Annotated in this window: 17 protein-coding genes, 3 pseudogenes and 1 riboswitch; of the genes and pseudogenes, 1 reads left to right on the top strand and 19 read right to left on the bottom strand. The window is 32.2% G+C overall.

Annotated features, from left to right (window positions below):
• Positions 1-36: 36 nt before the first annotated feature.
• The 3 genes from AC0L3M_RS14755 to AC0L3M_RS14745 are packed head-to-tail and all read right to left on the bottom strand — an operon-like array spanning position 37 to position 2,854.
• A complete protein-coding gene (locus tag AC0L3M_RS14755) occupies positions 37-888 on the bottom strand; it encodes a prephenate dehydrogenase (RefSeq protein ID WP_473432517.1) in 852 nt (283 codons plus the stop codon).
• On the bottom strand, positions 888-2,030 hold the full coding sequence (locus tag AC0L3M_RS14750; protein WP_473432516.1) for a pyridoxal phosphate-dependent aminotransferase: 1,143 nt from the start codon (positions 2,028-2,030) through the stop codon (positions 888-890). The genes AC0L3M_RS14755 and AC0L3M_RS14750 overlap by 1 nt, the downstream gene beginning before the upstream one ends.
• Entirely contained in the window at positions 2,027-2,854 is an 828-nt protein-coding gene (locus AC0L3M_RS14745) for a prephenate dehydratase (protein ID WP_473431245.1), read from the bottom strand. The genes AC0L3M_RS14750 and AC0L3M_RS14745 overlap by 4 nt, the downstream gene beginning before the upstream one ends.
• A gap of 344 nt (positions 2,855-3,198) precedes the next feature.
• Here AC0L3M_RS14745 and gldA point away from each other — a divergent pair, with 344 nt between their 5' ends.
• Positions 3,199-4,092 carry a gliding motility-associated ABC transporter ATP-binding subunit GldA gene (gene gldA, locus AC0L3M_RS14740; RefSeq protein WP_473431244.1) on the top strand — a complete coding sequence of 298 codons (894 nt, stop codon included), beginning with the start codon at positions 3,199-3,201 and terminating at the stop codon, positions 4,090-4,092.
• Here the strand turns inward: gldA and AC0L3M_RS14735 are convergent, their stop codons facing one another.
• The 16 genes and pseudogenes from AC0L3M_RS14735 to AC0L3M_RS14660 form a co-directional block, all read right to left on the bottom strand.
• Positions 4,093-4,836, bottom strand: coding sequence for a head GIN domain-containing protein (locus AC0L3M_RS14735; RefSeq protein WP_145006244.1), 744 nt, complete (start codon positions 4,834-4,836; stop codon positions 4,093-4,095).
• A gap of 1 nt (position 4,837) precedes the next feature.
• Positions 4,838-5,930: pseudogene (locus AC0L3M_RS14730) on the bottom strand (acyloxyacyl hydrolase).
• A 58-nt stretch (positions 5,931-5,988) separates the two neighbouring features.
• On the bottom strand, positions 5,989-6,867 hold the full coding sequence (gene cysM / locus AC0L3M_RS14725; protein WP_473431243.1) for a cysteine synthase CysM: 879 nt from the start codon (positions 6,865-6,867) through the stop codon (positions 5,989-5,991).
• Positions 6,864-7,610: a serine O-acetyltransferase EpsC gene (epsC, locus tag AC0L3M_RS14720; RefSeq protein WP_292947053.1), complete on the bottom strand. Its 747-nt coding sequence runs from the start codon at positions 7,608-7,610 to the stop codon at positions 6,864-6,866. The genes cysM and epsC overlap by 4 nt, the downstream gene beginning before the upstream one ends.
• 129 nt (positions 7,611-7,739) lie before the next feature.
• On the bottom strand, positions 7,740-8,987 hold the full coding sequence (locus AC0L3M_RS14715) for a sulfate adenylyltransferase subunit 1 (RefSeq protein ID WP_473431242.1): 1,248 nt from the start codon (positions 8,985-8,987) through the stop codon (positions 7,740-7,742).
• A 76-nt stretch (positions 8,988-9,063) separates the two neighbouring features.
• On the bottom strand, positions 9,064-9,966 hold the full coding sequence (cysD, locus tag AC0L3M_RS14710; RefSeq protein WP_473431241.1) for a sulfate adenylyltransferase subunit CysD: 903 nt from the start codon (positions 9,964-9,966) through the stop codon (positions 9,064-9,066).
• Between the two features lie 15 nt (positions 9,967-9,981).
• Entirely contained in the window at positions 9,982-10,599 is a 618-nt protein-coding gene (locus AC0L3M_RS14705) for a phosphoadenosine phosphosulfate reductase domain-containing protein (protein WP_473431240.1), read from the bottom strand.
• On the bottom strand, positions 10,596-10,850 hold the full coding sequence (locus AC0L3M_RS14700; protein ID WP_292947239.1) for a DUF2061 domain-containing protein: 255 nt from the start codon (positions 10,848-10,850) through the stop codon (positions 10,596-10,598). Before AC0L3M_RS14700 ends, AC0L3M_RS14705 begins: the two co-directional genes overlap by 4 nt.
• An 85-nt stretch (positions 10,851-10,935) precedes the next feature.
• A pseudogene (locus tag AC0L3M_RS14695) lies at positions 10,936-11,341 on the bottom strand (RrF2 family transcriptional regulator).
• A gap of 26 nt (positions 11,342-11,367) precedes the next feature.
• On the bottom strand, positions 11,368-12,324 hold the full coding sequence (gene metF, locus AC0L3M_RS14690) for a methylenetetrahydrofolate reductase [NAD(P)H] (RefSeq protein WP_473431239.1): 957 nt from the start codon (positions 12,322-12,324) through the stop codon (positions 11,368-11,370).
• Positions 12,325-12,477: 153 nt separating this feature from the next.
• Positions 12,478-15,182 (bottom strand): annotated as a pseudogene (gene metH, locus AC0L3M_RS14685) (methionine synthase).
• Complete coding sequence (locus tag AC0L3M_RS14680) at positions 15,182-16,183, bottom strand: homocysteine S-methyltransferase family protein (RefSeq protein ID WP_473431238.1); 1,002 nt, start codon at positions 16,181-16,183, stop codon at positions 15,182-15,184. Before AC0L3M_RS14680 ends, metH begins: the two are co-directional and overlap by 1 nt.
• The gene (locus AC0L3M_RS14675; RefSeq protein ID WP_473431237.1) at positions 16,180-17,196 is read right to left on the bottom strand and encodes an alpha/beta fold hydrolase; all 1,017 of its coding nucleotides are present in this window, start codon (positions 17,194-17,196) and stop codon (positions 16,180-16,182) included. Before AC0L3M_RS14675 ends, AC0L3M_RS14680 begins: the two co-directional genes overlap by 4 nt.
• Before the next feature lies 1 nt (position 17,197).
• Positions 17,198-17,650 (bottom strand): OsmC family protein, encoded by a 453-nt coding sequence (locus AC0L3M_RS14670; RefSeq protein WP_473431236.1) that lies wholly within the window; start codon positions 17,648-17,650, stop codon positions 17,198-17,200.
• A gap of 93 nt (positions 17,651-17,743) precedes the next feature.
• A complete protein-coding gene (locus AC0L3M_RS14665; RefSeq protein WP_473431235.1) occupies positions 17,744-19,036 on the bottom strand; it encodes an O-acetylhomoserine aminocarboxypropyltransferase/cysteine synthase family protein in 1,293 nt (430 codons plus the stop codon).
• A gap of 121 nt (positions 19,037-19,157) precedes the next feature.
• Positions 19,158-19,281: riboswitch (SAM riboswitch) on the bottom strand.
• A 229-nt stretch (positions 19,282-19,510) separates the two neighbouring features.
• Positions 19,511-22,090: a phosphoenolpyruvate carboxylase gene (locus AC0L3M_RS14660; protein ID WP_473431234.1), complete on the bottom strand. Its 2,580-nt coding sequence runs from the start codon at positions 22,088-22,090 to the stop codon at positions 19,511-19,513.
• Between the last annotated feature and the right edge of the window lie 281 nt (positions 22,091-22,371).

Raw genomic sequence — 22,371 nt, 5'->3', positions numbered from 1 at the left:
CCTCAAAATTATTTAAAATTTTAGAGGTATTACTATTTATTGTATTCCGTTTAATATTTGTTTTATGTAATTAGTGTCTTTCATTTCGTTAAAAACACCTTCAAAGTCATCATTTTCTATCAGTTTTTTAAACTGTGTTAAATTAGCAATGTAATCTTCTAATGTTTCGACTACATTAGTTTTATTCTGTTTAAAAATTGGTGTCCACATGGCTGGACTACTTTTGGCTAATCTTACAGTACTTTCAAATCCTGAACCTGCCATATCAAAAATATCACGCTCATTCTTTTCTTTTTCAATAACCGTTTTACCTAGCATAAACGCACTAATGTGTGATAAATGCGATACGTAAGCGATGTGTTTATCATGTGATTCGGGATTCATGTAACGCATGCGCATCCCAATGTCTGTAAATAAACTAACCGCTTTTTCTTGTAATTTAAAAGCTGTTTTTTCTACTTCGCAAATGATATTTGTTTTTTGATTAAACAGATTTCTGATTGCTGCTTTTGGTCCAGAAAACTCCGTTCCTGCAATAGGATGCATTGCTAAAAAATTGCGTCGTCTTTTATGATTTTCTACAACTTTACATATATCTGACTTAGTCGAACCAACATCTGCTACTAACGTAAAATCTGATATTTTATCTAATACTTGAGGCAAAACAATTACTGAAGCATCCACAGGAATAGCTAACACGACTAAGTCTGCCTTATCTAAATCCTCCAAAACTGCTTTATGGTCTATAACACCAAGCTCTAAAGCTTGATTTAAGTGGTCCTCAGAATTATCTATACCATAAACTGTAACTTCTGGACGCTTATTTTTTATATCCAAAGCCAAGCTACCACCAATTAATCCTACACCAATTATGTATATATTTTGTATCATACTCTTGCTATTGCTTCTTCTATTTGGTCAGTCGTTGCACATAACGAAAATCTTACATATCCTTCGCCTTGTGTTCCAAAAACCGTTCCTGGCGTTATAAATAGGCTTTTATCGTGTAACAATGTATCTATAAATGTTTCTGATTTGTAACCTTCTGGTGTTTTTGCCCAAACAAATAAACCTGAGGCATTTTTATCATACGTACAGTTTAATTTATCTGCCAATTGCCATACTAATTTACGACGTGTTGTATACACTTTGTTTAAATTATCAAACCAATCTTGTGAGCTCTCTAGTGCTGTTATTGCGCCTTTTTGAATGCCATAAAACATACCAGAGTCCATATTACTTTTTACTTTTAAAATTGCATTAATATGGTCTTGACTTCCTAACACCATACCTACTCTCCAACCAGCCATGTTAAATGTTTTGCTAAGTGAGTTTAACTCTAAACACACCTCTTTTGCGCCTTCAATGTTTAAAATACTTAACGGATTATCGTTTAAAATAAAGCTATAAGGGTTGTCGTTTATTAGCAATATATCATGCTTTTTAGCAAAATCTACTAACTTTTTTAAATCTGTTTTTTTAGCCTTTGCTCCTGTTGGCATATGTGGATAACTGATCCACATTAGTTTAACTTTAGTTAAATCTAAAGCTTCAATCTCGTCTAAATTAGGTAGCCAATTATTGCTTTCATCTAAATTATAAGCGATAGGATTAGCTTTTACTAATTTAGTCACAGCTGCATATGTAGGATAGCCTGGATTAGGGATCAAGACACTATCACCTTCATTTAAAAAAGCCATAGAGATATGCATAATCCCTTCTTTACTTCCCATTAATGGTAACACTTCTGTTTCTGGGTTAATCTGTGTTTGATATTGTTTTTTATAAAATTCTGAAATAGCTTGTCTAAACTCCGGTAAACCTTGATAGCTTTGATATTTATGTGCATTAACATCTAATAAACCTGCTGTTAACGCTGCAACAACTTGGCTTGATGGTTGTAAATCTGGACTTCCAATTCCTAAATTAATTATAGGTTTTCCGGCTGCTTTTAAAGCATTGACTTCCTTTAATTTTTTAGAAAAGTAGTATTCCTCTACACTATGTAATCTGTTAGCTACTTTCATTATTTTTTTGCATTTTTATATTGACCAATAACTTTAAAATGGGTGGCCATAATATCCATTATAGATTTTGCTTTTTTGAAATCTTGATAATCTTGAAAGGTTACATCCACAAAAAAGGCATATTTCCAAGGAGTTTCAATGATTGGCAAAGACTGTATTTTTGTTAAGTTTAATTTGCAATCACTCATGACATTTAAAATGGTTGCTAAACTTCCTCTTTTATGGTCTAATTCAAATTTGATAGACGCTTTATTAATTTCCGCTTCAGCGATCTCAGAATTATCTTGTTTTACAATAACAAAACGGGTTTCGTTATGCTTAATAGTCTGGATGCTTTTTGCTAAAATATCTAGCTCAAATATCTGCGCAGCTAAAGTACTTGCAATAGCTCCTGTATTTTTTAATTGTTTATTATGAATACGTTCCGCAACCTCTGCAGTGTCCTTATCTTCTATAAGTTTGATATGTGGATATTGCTTAAAAAAGGCTTTACATTGCAACAAAGCCATAGGATGAGAATATACTTCTGCAATATCCTCAATCTTTTGATTTGGCAAAGCCATTAAGTTGTGCTGAATATCTAAATAATACTCTCCTACTACGTGTAAATTATTAGTATCTATTAGCGCATAATTAGGTATAATGGAGCCTGCAATTGAGTTTTCAATAGCCATTATTGCTGCATCTGTCTGTTTATTAAGGACACTTTCCACAGTTTGGTCAAAAGACATAAACGGAACAATACTAATATTAGTCTGAAAATAATTTTGAGACACAATGTGATGAAATGATCCTTTAATACCTTGTATAGCTACTGATTTTATCAATTTAGTATTCTTTTTTAATTGAGTTATCCTAATTTGTTTTGTGTAATCCTGACTTATTAAAACAAAAAAAGTCTCGATATATATCGAGACTTTTTTAAAAAATATATGTTGCTAAATTACATATACAGCGTCTCGTTCCTTTTGTTAAAAAAGAAATAATACCAGCTAAAATATGTATTGTTTATTGTGCTCATGTTTGTAATAATACTGCTAAAGTAACTAATAAAATGATATAACAAAACACTAAGCACCTATTTTTGTGGTTTTTAGTAAAGATTTAAAGATTTACTAATAATCTATGGTTTAAATTACAGAATGTCTATTTTTGAGTAAAGATTATAACCATGTCAATTAAAGTAGAAAACATAACTAAGGTTTATGGCTCGCAGAAGGCTTTAAACAATATTTCTTTTGAAATTAATCGTCCCGAAATTGTCGGTTTTTTAGGTCCTAATGGCGCAGGAAAATCTACAATGATGAAAATCTTAACAACCTACATCAATCCTACATCAGGCGATGCAGAAGTTAATGGACATCATATTTTAACTGACACAAAAAATGTACAAAAAAGTGTTGGCTATTTACCTGAACACAACCCTTTGTATTTAGAACAATATGTAAGAGAATATTTAAGCTTTAACGCTAATGTTTATAATGTTGACAAATCGCGTATTGAAGAAGTTATTACGCTTACTGGATTAACACCTGAGGCACATAAAACTATTGGACAACTATCCAAAGGTTACAGGCAACGTGTTGGTTTAGCAAACGCCTTGTTACATAATCCTGAGGTTTTAATCTTAGACGAACCTACGACAGGCTTAGATCCTAATCAATTAATTGACATTAGAAATCTAATTAAAAATTTAGGAAAAGATAAAACTGTATTTTTATCTACACACATTATGCAGGAAGTTGAAGCCATGTGCGATCGTGTTATTATTATTAATAAAGGTGAAATTGTTGCCAACAAAAAGCTAAAAGAATTGCGCGATGGACAGCAACAAATTGTTATTGTGGAATTTGATTATAGAATTGAAGACGCTTTTTTATTAAAATTACCTAATGCAAAACATGTTAAAAACATTCACGATTTTACTTACGAAATCACGTTTGGAACGTCAGAAGATATGCGTAGTCATGTCTTTGATTTTGCCCATGATAACGAATTAAAGATTTTACAACTTAATCAAAAAAATGCAAGTTTAGAAAGTCTATTTAGAGAACTAACAAGTTAGTTACTCAAAAATTACTTGTCCATCAAATTGTTGCGAAATTGTAACTGTTGGTGGTGTATTAACAGCGATAACATCTCCTGTACTAACCAAACTAGCTATTAAGCTAAGTTGCGGATTTACTATGATATCATTTGTACCACGATGATAAATGGTTACATTTTGAGCTATTAAATAGCGTCCTTCAAAACGACCATTACCAGACGCATGATTAACTCTTAAATTCTCTGTTGTACCAGAGATTATATTTGTAGTTATATTATTAATTACCACTACTAAATCGGTACAATTAACTTCCATATTAAAAACACCTACATTGTAATAATCTCCAGAATCATCTTCAGAATACAACTTTAAGTCTGGAAAATTTAAAACACCAATACTATGTACGTCTAAATTACTACTGTTTCTAACTTCTGTCACGTTAGGTGTGGTAACATATATTTTAGTAATCCCATAATCCCTTGTTAAATTACAACCGTTATTGTCCTTTAAAATCAATCGTCCATTTTCTACATAGACATCAACATCGTTTGCTAAGTTTTCTCCAGTTTCTAAAACTACTTTTTGCGTCAGACCTTGTTCTATAAATAATTCGATATTTTCATATACCGTAATCTTGGTAAACCCATCTACAGCAATTTCTTGCTGTACGATATCTCCCGAATTTTGAAAACAATCTGGTGCGTTTTCAGAATCACAACTAAATAGAACTATTACTGATAGTATGTATATTATTTTTTTCATCTTATAATCTTATTCCTATTCCTAATTCTACTGCTTCTGCTTTGGCACCATGAGATTTAAGAGTTAAAGCTCCATAAATTTTATCTCCAAAATAGCGTTTTAAACCTACTCTATTATAAACACGACCTTCAAAATCAAATGGGTAATACACATAGTAACCTAGTTGTGTAATTAATGATGTTTTACTAATAAATAACTCATGACCTACAAAAACACCAACACGTTTATAATCTTCGTCTCCAGAGACATTATCTAAAGGAAAGGCAACCGATTTATATCTAATATGTGTTTTTAAAAAATTAGAGAAAAAGACATCTGTCCCTAATTGTATGGCACTTTTTTTATTTAAACGCTTATCTGCATATGCAGAAACAATGTAAAAAACGTATTGTCCAGAATCTATAATATCACTTTCGTTAACACCTGTTCTGATAGCAAAATTATACTTTACTTTTTCTGTAAATGCCTCGTCAATATGCTTGATATATTCTGGTGAATTATTTGAATCCAAAAGATAATTAACTCCTAAATTTAATGTAATACTATTTATAGAGCTGTTTGGTGCTTTAATGTTAGCGTTTGAGTAATGGATTAAAGATAAACCCGTTTGTAATCCAAATCCTTGAAAAATATTTTCTTTTTTATAATTAAGCATCACATAAGTACTGCTTAACAAGCGCGTACCAAATGCATTATTACGGTAATTATCTACCTTATCATACGGATTAGAATTGTATGCTAAGCCTTGACCTATTCTGAATACTAAGTTTCGTTTTAAAAAGTAAAAATTATAATGCGCATAGACACCAAGGTTATTGCCTAACGTTTCATTTTTAAAATCCTGATAAATAATTGACGCTCCATAATCTGGATAATTATATCTGCTTTCCCAAGCATTTTGACCAAATGTCTTTTTATTGTAACTTAAAATAAAACCAGTTGGGTGTCCTTTTATTAAATGTGAGAATATCACTGTTATGCTCTGTTATATTTCCATAGAAAAAATTAGCATCTAAGGTAAACGGATTTTTTTCTTGTTGTGCTGTAGCTAAAAAGACACAACATAAAAATAAACAACTAAAATAAGACTTCATTAACACTGTAATTAGGTCGCAAAAGTAATTAAATTATAAACAGCGTTAACGCATATTACTAATCAAATAAGGTAGAAGACAAATAACGGTCACCTCTGTCGCAAATAATTGCAACGACAACGCCTTGATCTAAAGTTTCGATTAATTTTAAAGCGGTCGCTACAGATCCACCACTACTCATACCAGCTAAGATACCTTCTTCCTTTGCTAATCTTTTAGTCATTGCTGTTGCTTCTTCTTGACTAACTTCGATAACTTGATCAACTTTAGATGGATTAAAAATACTTGGTACGTAGTCTGGAGACCATTTACGGATGCCTGGTATACTAGATCCATCGGCTGGTTGCGCACCTATTATTTGAATGTCTTTATTTTGTTCTTTTAAAAATGTTGAAGTTCCCATAATGGTTCCTGTAGTACCCATTGCAGACACAAAGTGCGTCACTTCTCCTTTTGTGTCTCTCCAAATTTCTGGACCTGTGGTTTTATAATGCGCTTTCCAGTTGTCGTTATTTTCAAATTGATTTAGCAATAAATAACCTTTTTCATCTCTCATTTTAAAAGCAATATCTCTTGAGCCTTCAATACCACGTTGGGCATCTGTTAAAACAACCTCTGCTCCATAAGCACGCATTGTTTTGACACGCTCGATAGTGGAGTTTTCTGGCATTACTAAAGAAATATTAATCCCAAATAAACTGGCTACATAAGCCAAAGCTATACCAGTGTTACCACTTGTAGCTTCTACTATATGTCCTCCTTTTTTTATGTCGCCACGTTTTACAGCTTCAGCAATCATATTATAAGCAGGTCTATCTTTTACACTTCCGCCTGGATTATCACCTTCTAGTTTTAAAAGCAACTTAACGTTAGGTTTTGATACTAAATTAGTGGCTTCTACTAATGGTGTGTTACCTATTTGTTTTAAAATACTCATTTGCTGTACTTATTGGTGATTTTAATATCTGATTTGTAAGTGACTAAAGATTGTTCTGGAATAGATTTAGTAATCCATACATTAGCTCCAATTACAGAACCTTCTCCAATAATAACGTCACCTCCTAATATAGTGGCATTGGCATAAATGGTAACATTATCCTTAATTGTTGGATGCCTTTTGGTGTTTTCTAAAGCTTTTTCGACTTTAATACCACCAAGAGTTACTCCTTGATAAATAATGACATTGTTATGTATAATTGCTGTTTCTCCAATAACAACTCCTGTAGCATGATCTATAAAAAATGAGTCTCCAATAGTAGCACCAGGATGTATATCTGCACCAGTTATACCATGCGCATATTCCGATATCATACGTGGTAAAACAGGCACATCTAATTGCCATAAAATATGACTTAATCTATACATTGCTATAGCGTAAAATCCAGGGTAAGCTAAATAAACTTCTTTAACACTTTTTGCTGCAGGATCATTATTATAAGCCGCTTCTGCATCCAATTGTAATTTTGGTTTTAAAGCTTTAACTCCTGTTTTAAACTGATCCCATTTTGTATTACAAACACCGCAATCTAATGCCTGAGAAACATAAAAAAAGGCATCTTTAATATTTTTAAAAAGCTGTTCCTGTTGGTCAGAAGTCTCTAACGCACAATAAAACAACTCTTTTGCTAAGTCTTCTACCTTCTCTTTAAACCTAAATGGAATTTGTAACGTCTCCTGCATAACCTATTTATATTTGAGGCTATAAAGTTACTTCTAATTTTAGACTATTTAGCGTATTTGTAATAGGAGTTTAACTATTTAAAATAATAGCAATTACTTAGATAATACATTGTATTTATTTAATAATTACTATTGTATAAATCCTGCACCTACCGTATTATTAGATTTACTATCTATAATAATAAAAGAACCATTTGTCCTATGGTCTTTAAATGCATCATAAAATATAGGCTTATTTAATTTAAAAGTCACTGATGCAATATCATTCATGTTTAACACCTGTGCAGACTGATCAATCCCAGAATAATCAGGATTTATTTTATGATGAATGGTATCCACTTTTGCTAATACTTTGTTAACACCATGTTGTATAACATACCTATTACCTGTGGCTAAATTTTGAGAATCCATCCAAGAAATGGTCGCTGTAAATTGTTTATCAATAACAGGTAAATCGTTAGCTTTAACAATCATGTCTCCTCTACTAATATTTACATCATCATCTAAAGTAATTAATACCGACGAGCGTCTTGATGCAGTTTGTACTTTTTGATTATAAAAATGAATCTCTTTAATTTTGGATTTAGTCTGAGAAGGAAGAATAACAACCTCATCTCCAACACTTAATTCACCTCCATAAACCTTACCAGCATAACCTCTAAAATCGTGAAATTCTTCGGTTTTAGGACGAATAACATACTGCACAGGAAACCGAGGTGTTCCTGAATTTAATACATCTTTTTGATTAATATTTTCCAAATGTTCCAATAATGTTTCACCAGTATACCAAGGTGTATTTTCTGATTTATTAACAACATTATCACCTTTTAAAGCACTTACTGGAATAAATTTAATGTTTTGGTCTTGATAGTCTCGTTTGCTCATCAAAACTTCAAATTCAGATTTTATCTCATTATATCTCTCTTCAGAAAAATCAACTAGATCCATCTTATTTATAGCTACAATAACGGTCTTAATTCGTAATAAATTATTGATAAAAAAATGACGATTAGTTTGCTCAATCACTCCTTTACGCGCATCTATTAAGACAATAGCTGCTTGAGACGTTGACGCACCAGTTACCATATTTCTAGTATACTCAACATGACCTGGAGTATCTGCAATGATGTAACTTTTGTTAACTGTAGAAAAATAAATATGTGCAACATCAATAGTGATTCCCTGTTCTCTCTCGGCAACTAAACCATCTGTAGCCAAAGAAAAATCTAAATAATCATAACCTAGTTGTTGACTTTTATTTTTTATAGCTTCTAATTTGTCTGAAGTAAGTGATTTTGTATCGTACAATAATCTTCCAATTAATGTACTTTTTCCATCATCAACGCTACCTGCTGTTGCTATTTTTAATACGTCCATATTATATGTTTGACTTCAAAATGAAGTTTTTATTATTAAATTAAATATTACTTTTTCAAGGAAAGAAAAGGCTTCTCTAAAAATACCCTTGTTGCTTTCGTTTCTCCATTGCAGCTTCAGAACGCTTATCATCTATTCTGGCACCTCGCTCTGATATTGAAGAATCACGAATCTCTTGTACTACACTAGATATATCTGAAGCTTCGGATAAGACAGCTGCTGTGCAACTCATATCTCCAACGGTTCTAAAACGAACAATTCTTTCAATCACTTCTTCATCTTTATCTCTATACACAACATCATCGTCAGCAGACCATATTAATCCATCTCTTAAAAAAGTAGCTCTTGTATGTGCAAAATAAATAGAAGGAATTTCAATTTTTTCTTTCTCTATATAAGACCAAACATCTAATTCCGTCCAATTAGAAATAGGAAATACACGTACATTTTGTCCCAATTCTATTTGTCCATTTAGCATGTCAAATAATTCTGGACGTTGATTTTTTTCGTCCCATTGTCCAAAATCATCTCTTACTGAAAAGATACGTTCTTTTGCTCTTGCTTTTTCCTCATCACGTCTGGCTCCTCCAATACACGCATCAAATTTAAACTCTTCAATAGCATCTAAAAGTGTTGTTGTTTGTAATTGGTTTCGGCTTGCGTATCGTCCAGATTCTTCTTTAACTTTTCCTTGATCAATAGAGTCTTGAACATTTCTCACTATTAATTCTAAACCTAATTCTTTGACCAAACGGTCTCTAAAGGCTATAGTTTCAGGAAAATTATGACCTGTGTCTATATGCATTAATGGAAACGGAATTTTAGCAGGATAGAATGCCTTTTGAGCTAATCTTACTAATGTTATAGAATCTTTTCCTCCAGAAAACAGTAAAACTGGTTTTTCAAATTGTGCTGCCACTTCTCTAAAAATATAAATAGCTTCGTTTTCTAACGGATTTATTTGTGAGGTATTTTTCATTATTTTATTTATCATTTATGCGTGTAAACCGCATTCTCTATTACCTAAAACTTTAGTTGGATCAAAGTATTTAAACTCGTTTGGTAGTTGATGTTTTTCAAGATATGCATCAAGGCTTTCATCTGTAAAATTATAAAAAGGACTAACTTTAATTACGCCATTTTTATCCACAGATACAACATCAATACTATCTCTAAAAGCAGTTTGACCTTTACGCAAATTGGTAAACCAAACATCTGGTTTATGCTCTAAAAATGCTCTAGTAAATGGCTCTAGCTTAACTTGTTCTGTAAATAGTTTATGATTGGGATCATTTACATCAGGAATACCTAAAACGACATCACGATGTGCAACAGTCTGTTTTGGCACATAAAGTCTTACGTTTAAATTTAGGGTATTAATAACCGACTCGGCATGTTTATAGGTATTAGGCGTATTATATCCTGTGTCGCACCAAATTACCTTTATATCCTTTTTTTGATTGGATACTAAATGTAATATTGCAGCTTCATAAGGTCTAAAATTAGTAGTAACCAAAGGATTTTTGGCAATACTAATAGCCCAATTGACAATCTCCTGTGGTGTTTTATTTTTTAATTTTTGGTTAATACTATCTATATCTATTTGTATCATTTTCCTAATTTAATTTTGTTCCAAGCACGTTCATGAAAAAAGTAAAGTAACATTTTAGAAAAAAACTCTATAAAACCAATACTTAAAGCCATTTGTAAAGTGCCAGTAATAAAATAGGTAATTACTAAAGTATCTAACGTACCAATAACTCTCCAACTTATTGTTTTAAGGATGCTTCTATTAATGTTCTCTTCGGATGACTTAGCTTCCTTCTTTTTGTTTTCTACTTTAAAAAACGCATCTAAAATCATATCTAAATTCAATTACTCTTTAATTCCTATCGGAATAGTAGATTAAATGCAAATGTATAGCTTGCAGCTTGTTTGCACAAATAAATTAAATAAAATCTGCTAAAGTCTTGTTGTTAAAAATTTTAAGAGAACTATCTCTAACCTCTTCCATTAAGGTGTGAACAGCGCAAATGGTTTCATCTGGACAATCACTACATGCTTCGTAAAAATTTAAACTTACACAAGGCACCATTGCAATAGGTCCTTCTAAAATACGCATGACATCTGCCATACTAACATTTTTAGGTTCCTTTAAAAGGTAATAACCACCTGCTTTTCCTTTTTTAGAACCCAAAATCCCGTTTTTTTAATGTAAGCAGGATTGTCTCTAAAAATTTTTGAGAAATATTTTCAGCTGAAGATATTGTACTAATTTGCACAGGACAACGTTGGTCCTTTTTAGCTAAGTGTACTAAAGCCTTAATTCCGTATTTTGTTTTCTTAGAAAGCATATTACAAAAGTAAGCGTTTTTTGTTATTAAAAAACAGCTTCGGCAATTGCTTTAATATTATCACTTTTTCCCATCGAGTAGTAATGCAACATTGGTATGCCTGCTTTTTTAAGCTCTAAAGATTGCTGGATACACCACTCAATACCAACTTGTCTAACCTCAACATTAGTTTTACATTTAATAATACTTTTAATTAAAGCTTCTGGCAAATCCACATGAAAACGATGCGGAATAACATTTAACTGCTTTAAAGTTGATATTGGTTTTAAACCAGGAATAATAGGCACAGTAATCCCTTCGTTTCTGCATTTATTTACAAACCGAAAATACTTTTGATTATCAAAAAACATTTGTGTCACCACATATTCAGCACCATTTTTAATCTTCTTTTTTAAAAAATGAATATCACTTTCTAGACTTGGTGCTTCCATATGTTTTTCTGGGTACGCACCAACACCAACACAAAAATCCGTCGCACTACAATTAAGTAGTTGATCATCCAAATAATTAGCTTCATTTAAAGCTGTTATTTGTTTTACCAAATCACTAGCATACGCATGACCTTCTTTTTCTGGCGTAAAATAGGTTTCGGTTTTAACAGCATCTCCACGCAATGCCATAACATTATCGATATTTAAAAAGTCCAAATCAATCAAAAAATTCTCAGTATCCTCTTTAGTAAAACCACCACATAAAATATGCGGAATGGCATCCACGTTATATTTATTTTGGATTGCAGCACAAATACCAACGGTTCCAGGACGCTTTTTTACCACTTGTTTTTTAAGCAACCCATCACCCAAATCCTTATAATGATACTCCTCACGATGGTACGTAACATCAATAAAAGGTGGATTAAATGCCATTAAGGGATCAATATTATCAAAAATAGATTGGATATGTTGTCCTTTTAAAGGCGGTAAAATCTCGAACGAAAATTGCGTTTTCCCTTCACCTCTAATTATGTGTTCTGTTACTTTCATGTATTACCTAAAATTATATCTCAGTTACTTTTATGGCGTTACCACAAGGGTCGCGCTTTCCGTTATATCTTTTTACTTGTTCTCGTTACAATACTCCTAACGTCGTATCACTCAAACTGACGTAAAAAGGATGCCACATCAATCGCTAACGCACTAGTCTGCTAAATTTGGGTTTAGCCATTTGGTAGCTTCTTCTATGCTAATATTTTTTCGTTTTGAATAATCTAATAATTGATCTTTCTTGATTTTTCCTAAGCCAAAATACTTAGCCTCAGGATTACCAAAATAATAACCACTTACACTTGCTGCAGGCCACATAGCAAGACTTTCGGTAAGTTTTACACCAATATTTTCTTCCACGTTTAATAGCTTCCAAATGGTTTGCTTTTCTAAATGATCTGGACACGCAGGATAACCAGGAGCTGGACGAATGCCTTTATAACTTTCCTTAATTAATTCTTGGTTAGTTAAACTTTCATCTTGTGCATAAGCCCAATGTTTTGTTCTTACTTCTTTATGTAGATATTCTGCAAAAGCTTCGGCTAATCTATCTGCTAACGCTTTAATCATAATCGAATTATAATCATCATTATCAGCTTCAAACTGCTCTGCTAATTCTGCTGTACCAAAACCAGTAGACACGCAAAAAGCACCAATATAATCTTGTATTCCTGTTTCTTTTGGAGCAATAAAATCTGCTAACGCATGATTAGGCACGCCTTCTCTTTTCTTTAATTGTTGACGTAAGGTTATAAATTTAATTTTATCTTCACTTGTAAGACCTCTCGACTGCGCTCGAGGCGACAAACTTACCTCAACGTCATCATCATTTATGGTATTAGCAGGAAATAGTCCAAAGATGGCTTTTGCTTTTAATAGTTTTTCATCAAAAATTCTTTTTAATAATTCTTGAGCGTCAATAAACAAATCTGTTGCTTGACTTCCGACAACATTATCTGTTAAAATATCAGGATACTTGCCATGTAAATCCCAACTTCTAAAAAAGGAGACCAATCTATAAACGTTTCTAATTTTGTAATATCAAAATCATCAATAATCTGAATTCCTAATTGTTTTGGCTCGACAATTTTAGAGGTTTGCCAATCTATTTTATACTTTCTATTTCTAGCCTCTTCAATACTTATGTAGTCTTTTTGTTTAGTTCTGTTTAAAAAATTTTCTCTAAAGACTTCATATTCTTCCCTAATCTGCTCTTTATAAACAACATTGTTTTTATTTAATAATTCACCAACAACAGTTACAGCTCTTGAGGCATCATTAATATGTACCACAGCATCTTTATAATGAGGTGCAATTTTGACAGACGTATGTGCTTTAGACGTCGTTGCTCCTCCAATAATTAAGGGTATATCTAGGTTTTGTTTTTCCATTTCTTTGGACACATAAACCATTTCGTCTAAGGATGGTGTGATTAAACCACTTAAACCAATAATATCTACCTGCTCTTTAATAGCAGTATCAATTATTTTTTCTGGCGGAACCATAACTCCTAGATCTATAATCTGGTAATTATTACAACCTAAAACCACGCTCACAATATTTTTACCAATATCATGAACATCTCCTTTTACAGTTGCCATTAAAATTTTTCCAGCAAAGGCTTGTTTTCCATCTTTTTCAGCCTCAATAAATGGCTGTAAATAAGCTACAGCTTTTTTCATGACTCTAGCCGATTTTACTACTTGTGGCAAAAACATTTTTCCGCTTCCAAATAAATCTCCAACAACACTCATACCTTGCATTAAATGTCCTTCAATAACCTCAATGGGTCTTGAAACAGATTGTCTTGCTTCTTCAACATCTTCAATTATAAATGCATCAATTCCTTTTACTAAAGCATGTGTGATTTTGCTTTGCAAGTCGGTATTTCTCCATTCCTGAACCGTTTCTGTAGTTTCTTTTTTATTGCCTTTTACGGTTTCGGCAAACTCCAATAAACGCTCAGTAGCATCCTCACGTCTATCAAACAAAACGTCTTCAACACACTGTAGTAACTCCTTATCAATTTCATCATAAATCTCCAACATGGTTGGGTTTACAATACCTAAATTCATTCCGTTTTTTATGGCATGAAACAAAAATGAAGCATGCATAGCCTCACGCACAGTATTGTTTCCTCTAAAAGAAAAGGACACATTACTTACACCACCAGACACATTAGCAAATGGTAAATTTTGTCTAATCCACTTTGTAGCATTAAAAAAGTCTAATGCATTTTTACGATGTTCTTCCATTCCGGTGGCAACAGGAAAAATATTGGGATCAAAAATGATATCTTGTGCAGGAAAATTGACAATATTAACCAATATTTTATAAGAACGTTCACAAATTTCAATACGACGTTTATACGTATCTGCTTGACCATTTTCATCAAAAGCCATTACAATTACAGCAGCTCCATAGCGTTTTACTAGTTTAGCTTGACGTATAAACTCGGTTTCTCCTTCTTTTAAACTTATAGAATTTACAACAGATTTACCTTGAACCACCTTTAAACCAGCCTCAATAATTTCCCATTTAGAGCTATCAATCATTATAGGGATTCTGGAAATATCTGGCTCTGAAGCAATGAGATTTAAAAAGGTAGTCATCGCATAAACGCCATCCAACATACCTTCGTCCATGTTGACATCTAAAATTTGTGCACCACCTTCTACCTGATCTCTTGCTACAGCTAAAGCTTCGGTATATTGTTCTTCTTTTATTAAACGTAAAAACTTTCTAGAACCTGTAACATTGGTACGCTCTCCTACGTTTATAAAATTACTTTCTGGTGTTACAATTAAGGGTTCTAAACCAGAAAGTGTTAAATATTTTTGACAGTCGCAGTCGTCCATTATGCTAATTGTTTTATTTGTCTTGGTTTATAGCTTTTTACAACCTGAGCAATTGCTTTAATATGTTCTGGATTTGTCCCACAGCAACCTCCAATAATATTAATTAAATCGTCTTTTAAATATTCTTCAATTAAGTTTTTCATTTCTTCTGGAGTTTGATCATATTCTCCAAAAGCATTTGGTAATCCAGCGTTTGGATGTGCAGACGTGTAAAAATCTGTTTGATTTGATAGACGTTTTAAATAAGGTTGTAATTGCTTTGCGCCTAAAGCACAGTTAAAGCCAACACTTAATAAAGGCACGTGAGAAATTGAAGCTAAAAAAGCCTCAACTGTTTGACCTGACAGCGTACGACCAGAAGCATCTGTAATGGTCCCAGAAACCATAATTGGAATGTCTATATTTTGTTCTTCTTTTACTTCTTCAATTGCAAATAATGCTGCTTTTGCATTTAAAGTGTCAAAAATAGTTTCGACTAGCAATAAGTCTACTCCTCCATCTATTAATGCTTCTACTTGTTGCTTATAAGCTATACGTAACTCATCAAAAGTCACAGCTCTAAATTCTGGTCTGTTAACATCAGGACTAAGGCTTGCAGTACGATTAGTTGGCCCAATGCTTCCTGCTACAAAACGAGGTTTTTCGGGATTTTTATTAGTGAATTCCGTAGCAACATATTTAGCAATTTTAGCCGATTCAAAATTAAGTTCGTATACTAAATCTTCCATGTCGTAATCTGCCATAGCGATGGTTGTACCAGAAAACGTATTAGTTTCAACTATATCAGCACCAGCTTCAAAATACTTACGATGTATGTCCGCAATAGCATTGGGTTGGGTTAATGACAGTAAATCATTATTTCCTTTTAAAGATGTTGGATAGTCTTTAAAACGCTCGCCTCTAAAATCTTCTTCAGTAAAATTATAGCGTTGTAACATGGTACCCATAGCACCATCAAGCACTAAAATTTGTTTTTTAATGACTTCTCTGATACTACTCATACACACTTTTTTAATACTGCTTCAAATTTGTTTATTGACACTTCTTTACTTTTAAAAATTGGGTTTAATAATCTAGACAACTGATCAAATTCTATTAAAAAAGCATCATGACCATGCAGTGATTTAATCTCACCAATAGTTACATTTTGCTTGACTGATTTTAAATCAATATAAGTTTCCCAGTTTTCATCAGCCTTAAAAAACAAATCGCTATTAATTGTTATAATATGTACGTGACCTTTAATAACTGAAGCCACGTCTTTAAAAGGTAATCGTCCTTTTGTTATATCAATAGTCTTTAGAATTTGATTCATTAATTTATAAGCTGACAAATGAAATCTGCTATCCAACTGGTCTCCATGATAACTTAACCAACTTTGGACTTTAAATAAAGATTGTGAATTTTTACCACGAGAAAACTTTTTTGTCAAAGATTCTGGCGTACGATATAAAGTCATAGCGTGCATTCTCGCATCTTTTAAAGGCTGATTTGAATTGTTTAAGATTGCGTCCTGAATATGGCAATTTGCGGTAATCCAATCCGTCACTTTCCAATCTGTAGCAATTGGTATTACATGCTGTGCTAAGTTTGGTTTTAAAACAGCTAACTCCCAAGCTATTCCTCCTCCAACGGAACCTCCAATGATGGCATACAATTTATTAATTAATAAATGTTGAAGTCCTAAAGCAAAAATTTCGGCTATGTTTCTAGCTGTAAATTCCTGGTAATTATGTATCAGATTTTCTTCTAGATTATCATAACCATTACCTGGAATATTAAAAGCTAAAATGGTATAATGTAAGGTATCAATACATTTATTATCACCTATTAAATCATTCCACCATCCTTGGTCTCCAACCACATTAGAATTACCAGTAAGTGCATGATTAACCAATATAATTGGTGCTGTATGTAATGGTCTGCCAAATAATTGGTAAGACAACTTAATATCTGATGTCTTACCATTATTGTTAACAAACTCAGGGATATTTATATATTTTAAATCCTCCATTTTACTTTAAACTATATTCTTTTTCAACAGCTATTTTTATTGGCGTTTTATTTGACAAATTGTCTCTTACAGGACAACGTGCCTCAACAATCTCTAACCATTTTGCAAGTGTTTCTATACTTGCATCTGTTTTAGGGATTAGGTTTAGTTCTATTGTTTTAAAACCAGCACGCTCGTCTTGCGAGATTCCTAAGAATTTATTTGGATTGATTTGTCCTGAAACTTCGATATCAAGTTTTTCTATTTTAAAACCAAGCTCTTTTGCTACTAGGTGTCCAACTACATTTACGCAACCTGCAAAACCTGCTAAAATATACTCGACAGGGTTTGGACCTTGATCTGCTCCATTTAAAGTATCTGGTTCATCAACCACTAATTTAAACTGTCTAGCTTGTCCTATAAATTGAGTAGCAGAAGTACTGTTTCCTGTTACTGTAAATTTTAAATCACTCATATAAAATCACTTTAGAAATAACCTTCACACTTTAAAATGGCAACTAAAAAGTGTGACGTTATTTCGGGTTAAAAAATTAAAATTAAATTAGGTCTAAGCTAAAACGGTTTTGTTTACAACAGCAAAAGCCTCTTTTAAATCTGCTTTTAAATCGTCTATATTTTCTATTCCAACCGACAATCTGATTAAGTCTTTTGTAACTCCTGTGGCTTGTTGCGCTTCATCACTTAGTTGTTGATGCGTTGTACTTGCAGGATGAATAATTAGTGATTTAGTGTCACCAATATTAGCCAATAGTGAAAATAACTTAGTCGTATCTGCTATTTTTTTAGCCGATTCAAAACCACCTTCAACTCCAAATGTCACCACACCACTTTGTCCATTAGGCAAATATTTTTTAGCTAACGTATTGTACTTACTAGTTTGCAATCCTGGATAATTTACCCAAGTTACTTCTGGCTGTTCTTGTAACCATTTAGCTAATTGTAAAGCATTTTGAGAGTGTTTTAAAATTCTTAATTCTAAGGTTTCTAATCCTTGAATAATCTGAAATGCATTAAAAGGACTTAAAGCGCCACCATAATCACGTAAACCTTCAATTCTTACCTTTGCTATAAACGCTGCTGGTCCAATAACATCACTATAGACTAAACCATGGTATCCAGCAGAAGGCTCTGTAAATTCTGGAAACTTACCATTAGTCCAGTCAAAAGTTCCTGCATCTATAATGATACCTCCTAAAGAAGTTCCATTACCTGTAATATATTTTGTAAGCGAATGGATGACTATATTTGCACCATATTCAATTGGATTTAACAAGTAAGGTGTTGCAACTGTATTATCCACAATTAATGGCACTTTATGGGCTTTTGCATGTTTAGAAATAGCCTCTAAATCCAAAACATCCAATTTTGGATTACCCAAAGACTCTACAAATACAGCTCTTGTATTTTCTTGAGCTGCTTTACTAAAATTTTCTGGATCAGAAGGATCAACAAATGTGGTTGTAATACCATGTCGTGGTAAGGTTACGCTTAATAGATTATAGGTACCACCATACAAACTACTAGAAGCCACAATATGATCTCCTGCTTTTAATAAGGTTAATAATGTTGTAGAAATGGCAGCTGTTCCGGAAGCAGTTGCTACTGCTGCAATACCACCTTCTAGAGCTGCAATACGTTGTTCTAAAACATCGTTTGTTGGATTATTTAAACGTGTATAAATAAATCCAGGGACAGACAGATTAAAGCGTCCTGCTGCGTCATCCGAATCGTCAAAAACGTATGAAGTAGTTTGATAAATAGGAACTGCTCTTGTCCCTCCTGTTTTAGCAGTGTCATGTCCTGCGTGTAATGCTTGTGTTGCAAATTTTTGAGTACTCATTTTTCTAATTTTTGAGTTAATAAATAAATTAAACCAAAAGTCAAATAAGCTTCGTTTGAAGCATACTTAATAGAAAAATGTTAAAAAGAAAAACACTAACCACAGATGAGTAATTAGTTTTTAGTTATCTATCCAATGTATCGATTAATGAATCGAAAATTAAGTAGAATTTAGCACCTTCTTAGTAAGTCTAAGGGTTGCTAAGGCTTCAATGGGTCTAATCCCTCCACCTTTCTTGATAACATTTCAGTAAGTTTTTGAACTTTGTGAGTACAAATATTGCAAAATAAATATTTTAGAAACAAACAAAACGGAATAATTTTCTAAAAAATTAACTTTTTATTCATTAAACAGAAAATAATTCATATAATATTAAATTATACAGATTAATATTCTGTTATATTTAAAAATAGCAAGTTCAAAAAAATTTTAAACTTGCTATTTAATGTTATATTAAATGTTAATTGGTTATGATTAAGCCGAATTACGACTCGCATTTATATTACCAAATAACGATCGTGTTACTAATTTTTCATAAACAGCAATCAAATCGGTGTCTTTTACAGCTGCTTTTTCTAATTCCTGAATTTGTTTTAAAGCATATTGTTGTATTGTTAATAGTGGCAATACAATAGATTCTCTGACCCTAATTGAGGCTTTACCTGATGGCTCTTCTTCCATTAAATCTGTATAACCTGTTAATTTTAAAATCAATCGTTTTGTTGTTAAATACTCGTTATGTATAACATTCCAAAAGGCACCATATTCTGGATCATCACTCATATACTTTGTCAAATCAAAAAACGATTTTGATAAGGACATCATACTGTTTTCAATTAATGTTCTAAAAAAGCTAGAGGTTTTAAATAAGTTTTGCGCTTTTTCAAATTCGCCAGCATCTTCGTAATGTTTTAAAGCAGTCCCAACACCAAAAAATCCTGGTACATTTTGTTTTAATTGACTCCAAGATCCTACAAAAGGAATGGCTCTTAAATCTTCAAACACTAAACCTTCTGCTTTACCACGTTTGGAAGGTCTGCTTCCAATATTAGTTTTTGCGTAATATTTAAGTGTACTCATATGTTCTAAATATGAGATAAATTTTGGATGATTTTTAAAATCTACATACGCTTGATAACTTAGCTTAGCTAAATTATCCATAACCGCTCTATTTTCTGGAACCATGCGTAAATCCGTATCACTTAAACTATTATATATACCAGAACTTATTAATTGCTCTAAGTTATATTGTGAAGAATCTAAAGTACCAAAATTAGAACTTATAGTTTGTCCTTGGATAGTTAATTGCACTTCTTTATCCTCTATAGTTGGTCCTAAGGACGCATAAAAATTGTGTGTTTTACCACCTCCTCTTGCTGGTGGTCCACCACGACCATCAAAAAATATGACAGTTACATCATATTTTCTAGATATAGCTGTTAAACGTTCTTTTGCTTTATAAATAGCCCAATTAGCCATTAAATAACCTCCATCTTTAGTTCCGTCGCTAAAGCCTAACATTATAGTTTGCTTATTTCCTCTAGATTTTAAGTGTTTAGCATAAGCAGGATTTGTATATAAATCCTCCATTACTATATGTGCATTTTCTAAATCTGTAATAGTTTCAAAAAGAGGTCCAATATCAACCGTTAGCTTATCATTAAATGCTACAACTTTAAGCATTGCAAATAACTGCATCACATTTAAAGTGGTTTGATTATTACTAATAATATAACGGTTTGCAGCCAACTCTCCATTAGTTTCCTGAATTGATTTTAAAGCCTTAATAGTATTTAGTGCTTTTAGCGTTTCTTCATCTTTAATTAAAGACAAATCCACTGTTCCTTTAACTTCAGACAAAACCTTAACTTGTTCCGCTTCTGAAAGACTATGATAATTACTCGGAATATCCTTGCTTCCGTTAGCAATCATACTATCCACCATTGTTGTAAAAATTGAATGATGCACTCTACTATCTTGACGTATATCTAAGCTTGAAAAATGAAAACCAAATAAATGAATTTTGTTAAGTAAACTAGTTACTTCGGTAACGTAAAGCGATTGATGCTGATCAATTATGATTTGTCTGATGGCTTTTAATTCTGAAACAAATTCGTTTAAAGTTAAACTTGATTCTTCATGAAGCACCTTTTTATATAACTGTGTTTCTATATGTGATATACGCGCTTCAACACCTTGAAAGGTTAATTTACGTTTTAATTTTCTGACGTCTTTATGGTAATTTTTAATAATAGTTTCGTGTAACCTTTCTGCGACTTTAACTGTAATTTCTGGTGTAACAAATGGGTTTCCATCTCTGTCTCCTCCTGGCCAAAAACCAATATTAATAATATCGTTATCTATATGTTTCCCGTCAAAAATATTTTGTTGGATATAGTCATATATTTTTCCGAAGGATTCATAAAACACATTTTCTAGATACCAGATTAAGCTAACCGCTTCATCGTAAGGTGTTGGTTTTTCATGTTTAAAAAATGGTGTTTTTCCTAATTGTGCTAACAAATCATTAATACGTAGTAAGTCGTTTTCTCTAACTGCTTCTGTCAAGTCTGTGATAATTCCTAAAACAGTACCAGGATAAAATTGTGTTGGATGTGCTGTTAGCACAATTCTAACTTTAAATTCTTCTAAATACTGACGTAACTTATCTAGCTTTCCTTCTGCAACAGCACTTTCTTTTAAACTTCTAAGTGTACCAATTCCGTCCATATTATTAACAATCGGGAAAGCAGCATCCTCTATCGCATCAAATAAAACGACTTGTCTTTCTATATATTGAATAAACCTAAACAACAAATCTATCTTGGATTTGTCTGAACGTCTAGCTTGATATTTTTTAAAAAACGTATCTACAATAACGGTTGGATTATGCCCATCTTCAAACCCATTTTTGCATGTTTCATGAAACAATGGTAATAAAACACCTGTTTTAGTAATTGTATCAAAAGGAAGAGTCATAAAAATACCATTATATATTTGATATTTAGACAATACATTTTGATTGAAACGCGTTAACTTAGGCTGTAAAGGCATAATTTTTATTTTTAGATAAGTTATAAAGTTAATGAACAATAGGTGACTTTGATAAAATGATTGAAATTTTTAGGAATTATTAACTAATAGCACTGCTTTATATGAATTACATAATTAAATCTTCATATTTTGATTTTTACTAAATGTAATTATGATTGGCAATTCCATCAATTAACTATTTTTAACGGTATGTTTTGATAAAAACTACTTTATTTTCTTACTTTTGCTGCTCAATAAATTAGAGGACGGATTTGACTGATTGCAACCTCATTAAAAAATGC

It is taken from the genome of Olleya sp. KJ81-1, assembly GCF_055808135.1.
The sequence above is the reverse complement of the archived record's forward strand: the minus strand, read 5'-3'. Positions and strand labels throughout refer to the sequence as shown.

Excerpts from the sequence above, each read along its gene's own strand:
- gldA (WP_473431244.1), top strand. The coding sequence starts at position 3,199 with ATGTCAATTAAAGTAGAAAACATAACTAAGGTTTATGGCTCGCAGAAG.
- AC0L3M_RS14735 (WP_145006244.1), bottom strand. The coding sequence starts at position 4,836 with ATGAAAAAAATAATATACATACTATCAGTAATAGTTCTATTTAGTTGT.
- cysM (WP_473431243.1), bottom strand. The coding sequence starts at position 6,867 with ATGAGTATTTTAAAACAAATAGGTAACACACCATTAGTAGAAGCCACT.
- epsC (WP_292947053.1), bottom strand. The coding sequence starts at position 7,610 with ATGCAGGAGACGTTACAAATTCCATTTAGGTTTAAAGAGAAGGTAGAA.
- AC0L3M_RS14715 (WP_473431242.1), bottom strand. The coding sequence starts at position 8,987 with ATGGACGTATTAAAAATAGCAACAGCAGGTAGCGTTGATGATGGAAAA.
- cysD (WP_473431241.1), bottom strand. The coding sequence starts at position 9,966 with ATGAAAAATACCTCACAAATAAATCCGTTAGAAAACGAAGCTATTTAT.
- AC0L3M_RS14705 (WP_473431240.1), bottom strand. The coding sequence starts at position 10,599 with ATGATACAAATAGATATAGATAGTATTAACCAAAAATTAAAAAATAAA.
- AC0L3M_RS14700 (WP_292947239.1), bottom strand. The coding sequence starts at position 10,850 with ATGATTTTAGATGCGTTTTTTAAAGTAGAAAACAAAAAGAAGGAAGCT.
- metF (WP_473431239.1), bottom strand. The coding sequence starts at position 12,324 with ATGAAAGTAACAGAACACATAATTAGAGGTGAAGGGAAAACGCAATTT.
- AC0L3M_RS14680 (WP_473431238.1), bottom strand. The coding sequence starts at position 16,183 with ATGAGTAGTATCAGAGAAGTCATTAAAAAACAAATTTTAGTGCTTGAT.
- AC0L3M_RS14675 (WP_473431237.1), bottom strand. The coding sequence starts at position 17,196 with ATGGAGGATTTAAAATATATAAATATCCCTGAGTTTGTTAACAATAAT.
- AC0L3M_RS14670 (WP_473431236.1), bottom strand. The coding sequence starts at position 17,650 with ATGAGTGATTTAAAATTTACAGTAACAGGAAACAGTACTTCTGCTACT.
- AC0L3M_RS14665 (WP_473431235.1), bottom strand. The coding sequence starts at position 19,036 with ATGAGTACTCAAAAATTTGCAACACAAGCATTACACGCAGGACATGAC.
- AC0L3M_RS14660 (WP_473431234.1), bottom strand. The coding sequence starts at position 22,090 with ATGCCTTTACAGCCTAAGTTAACGCGTTTCAATCAAAATGTATTGTCT.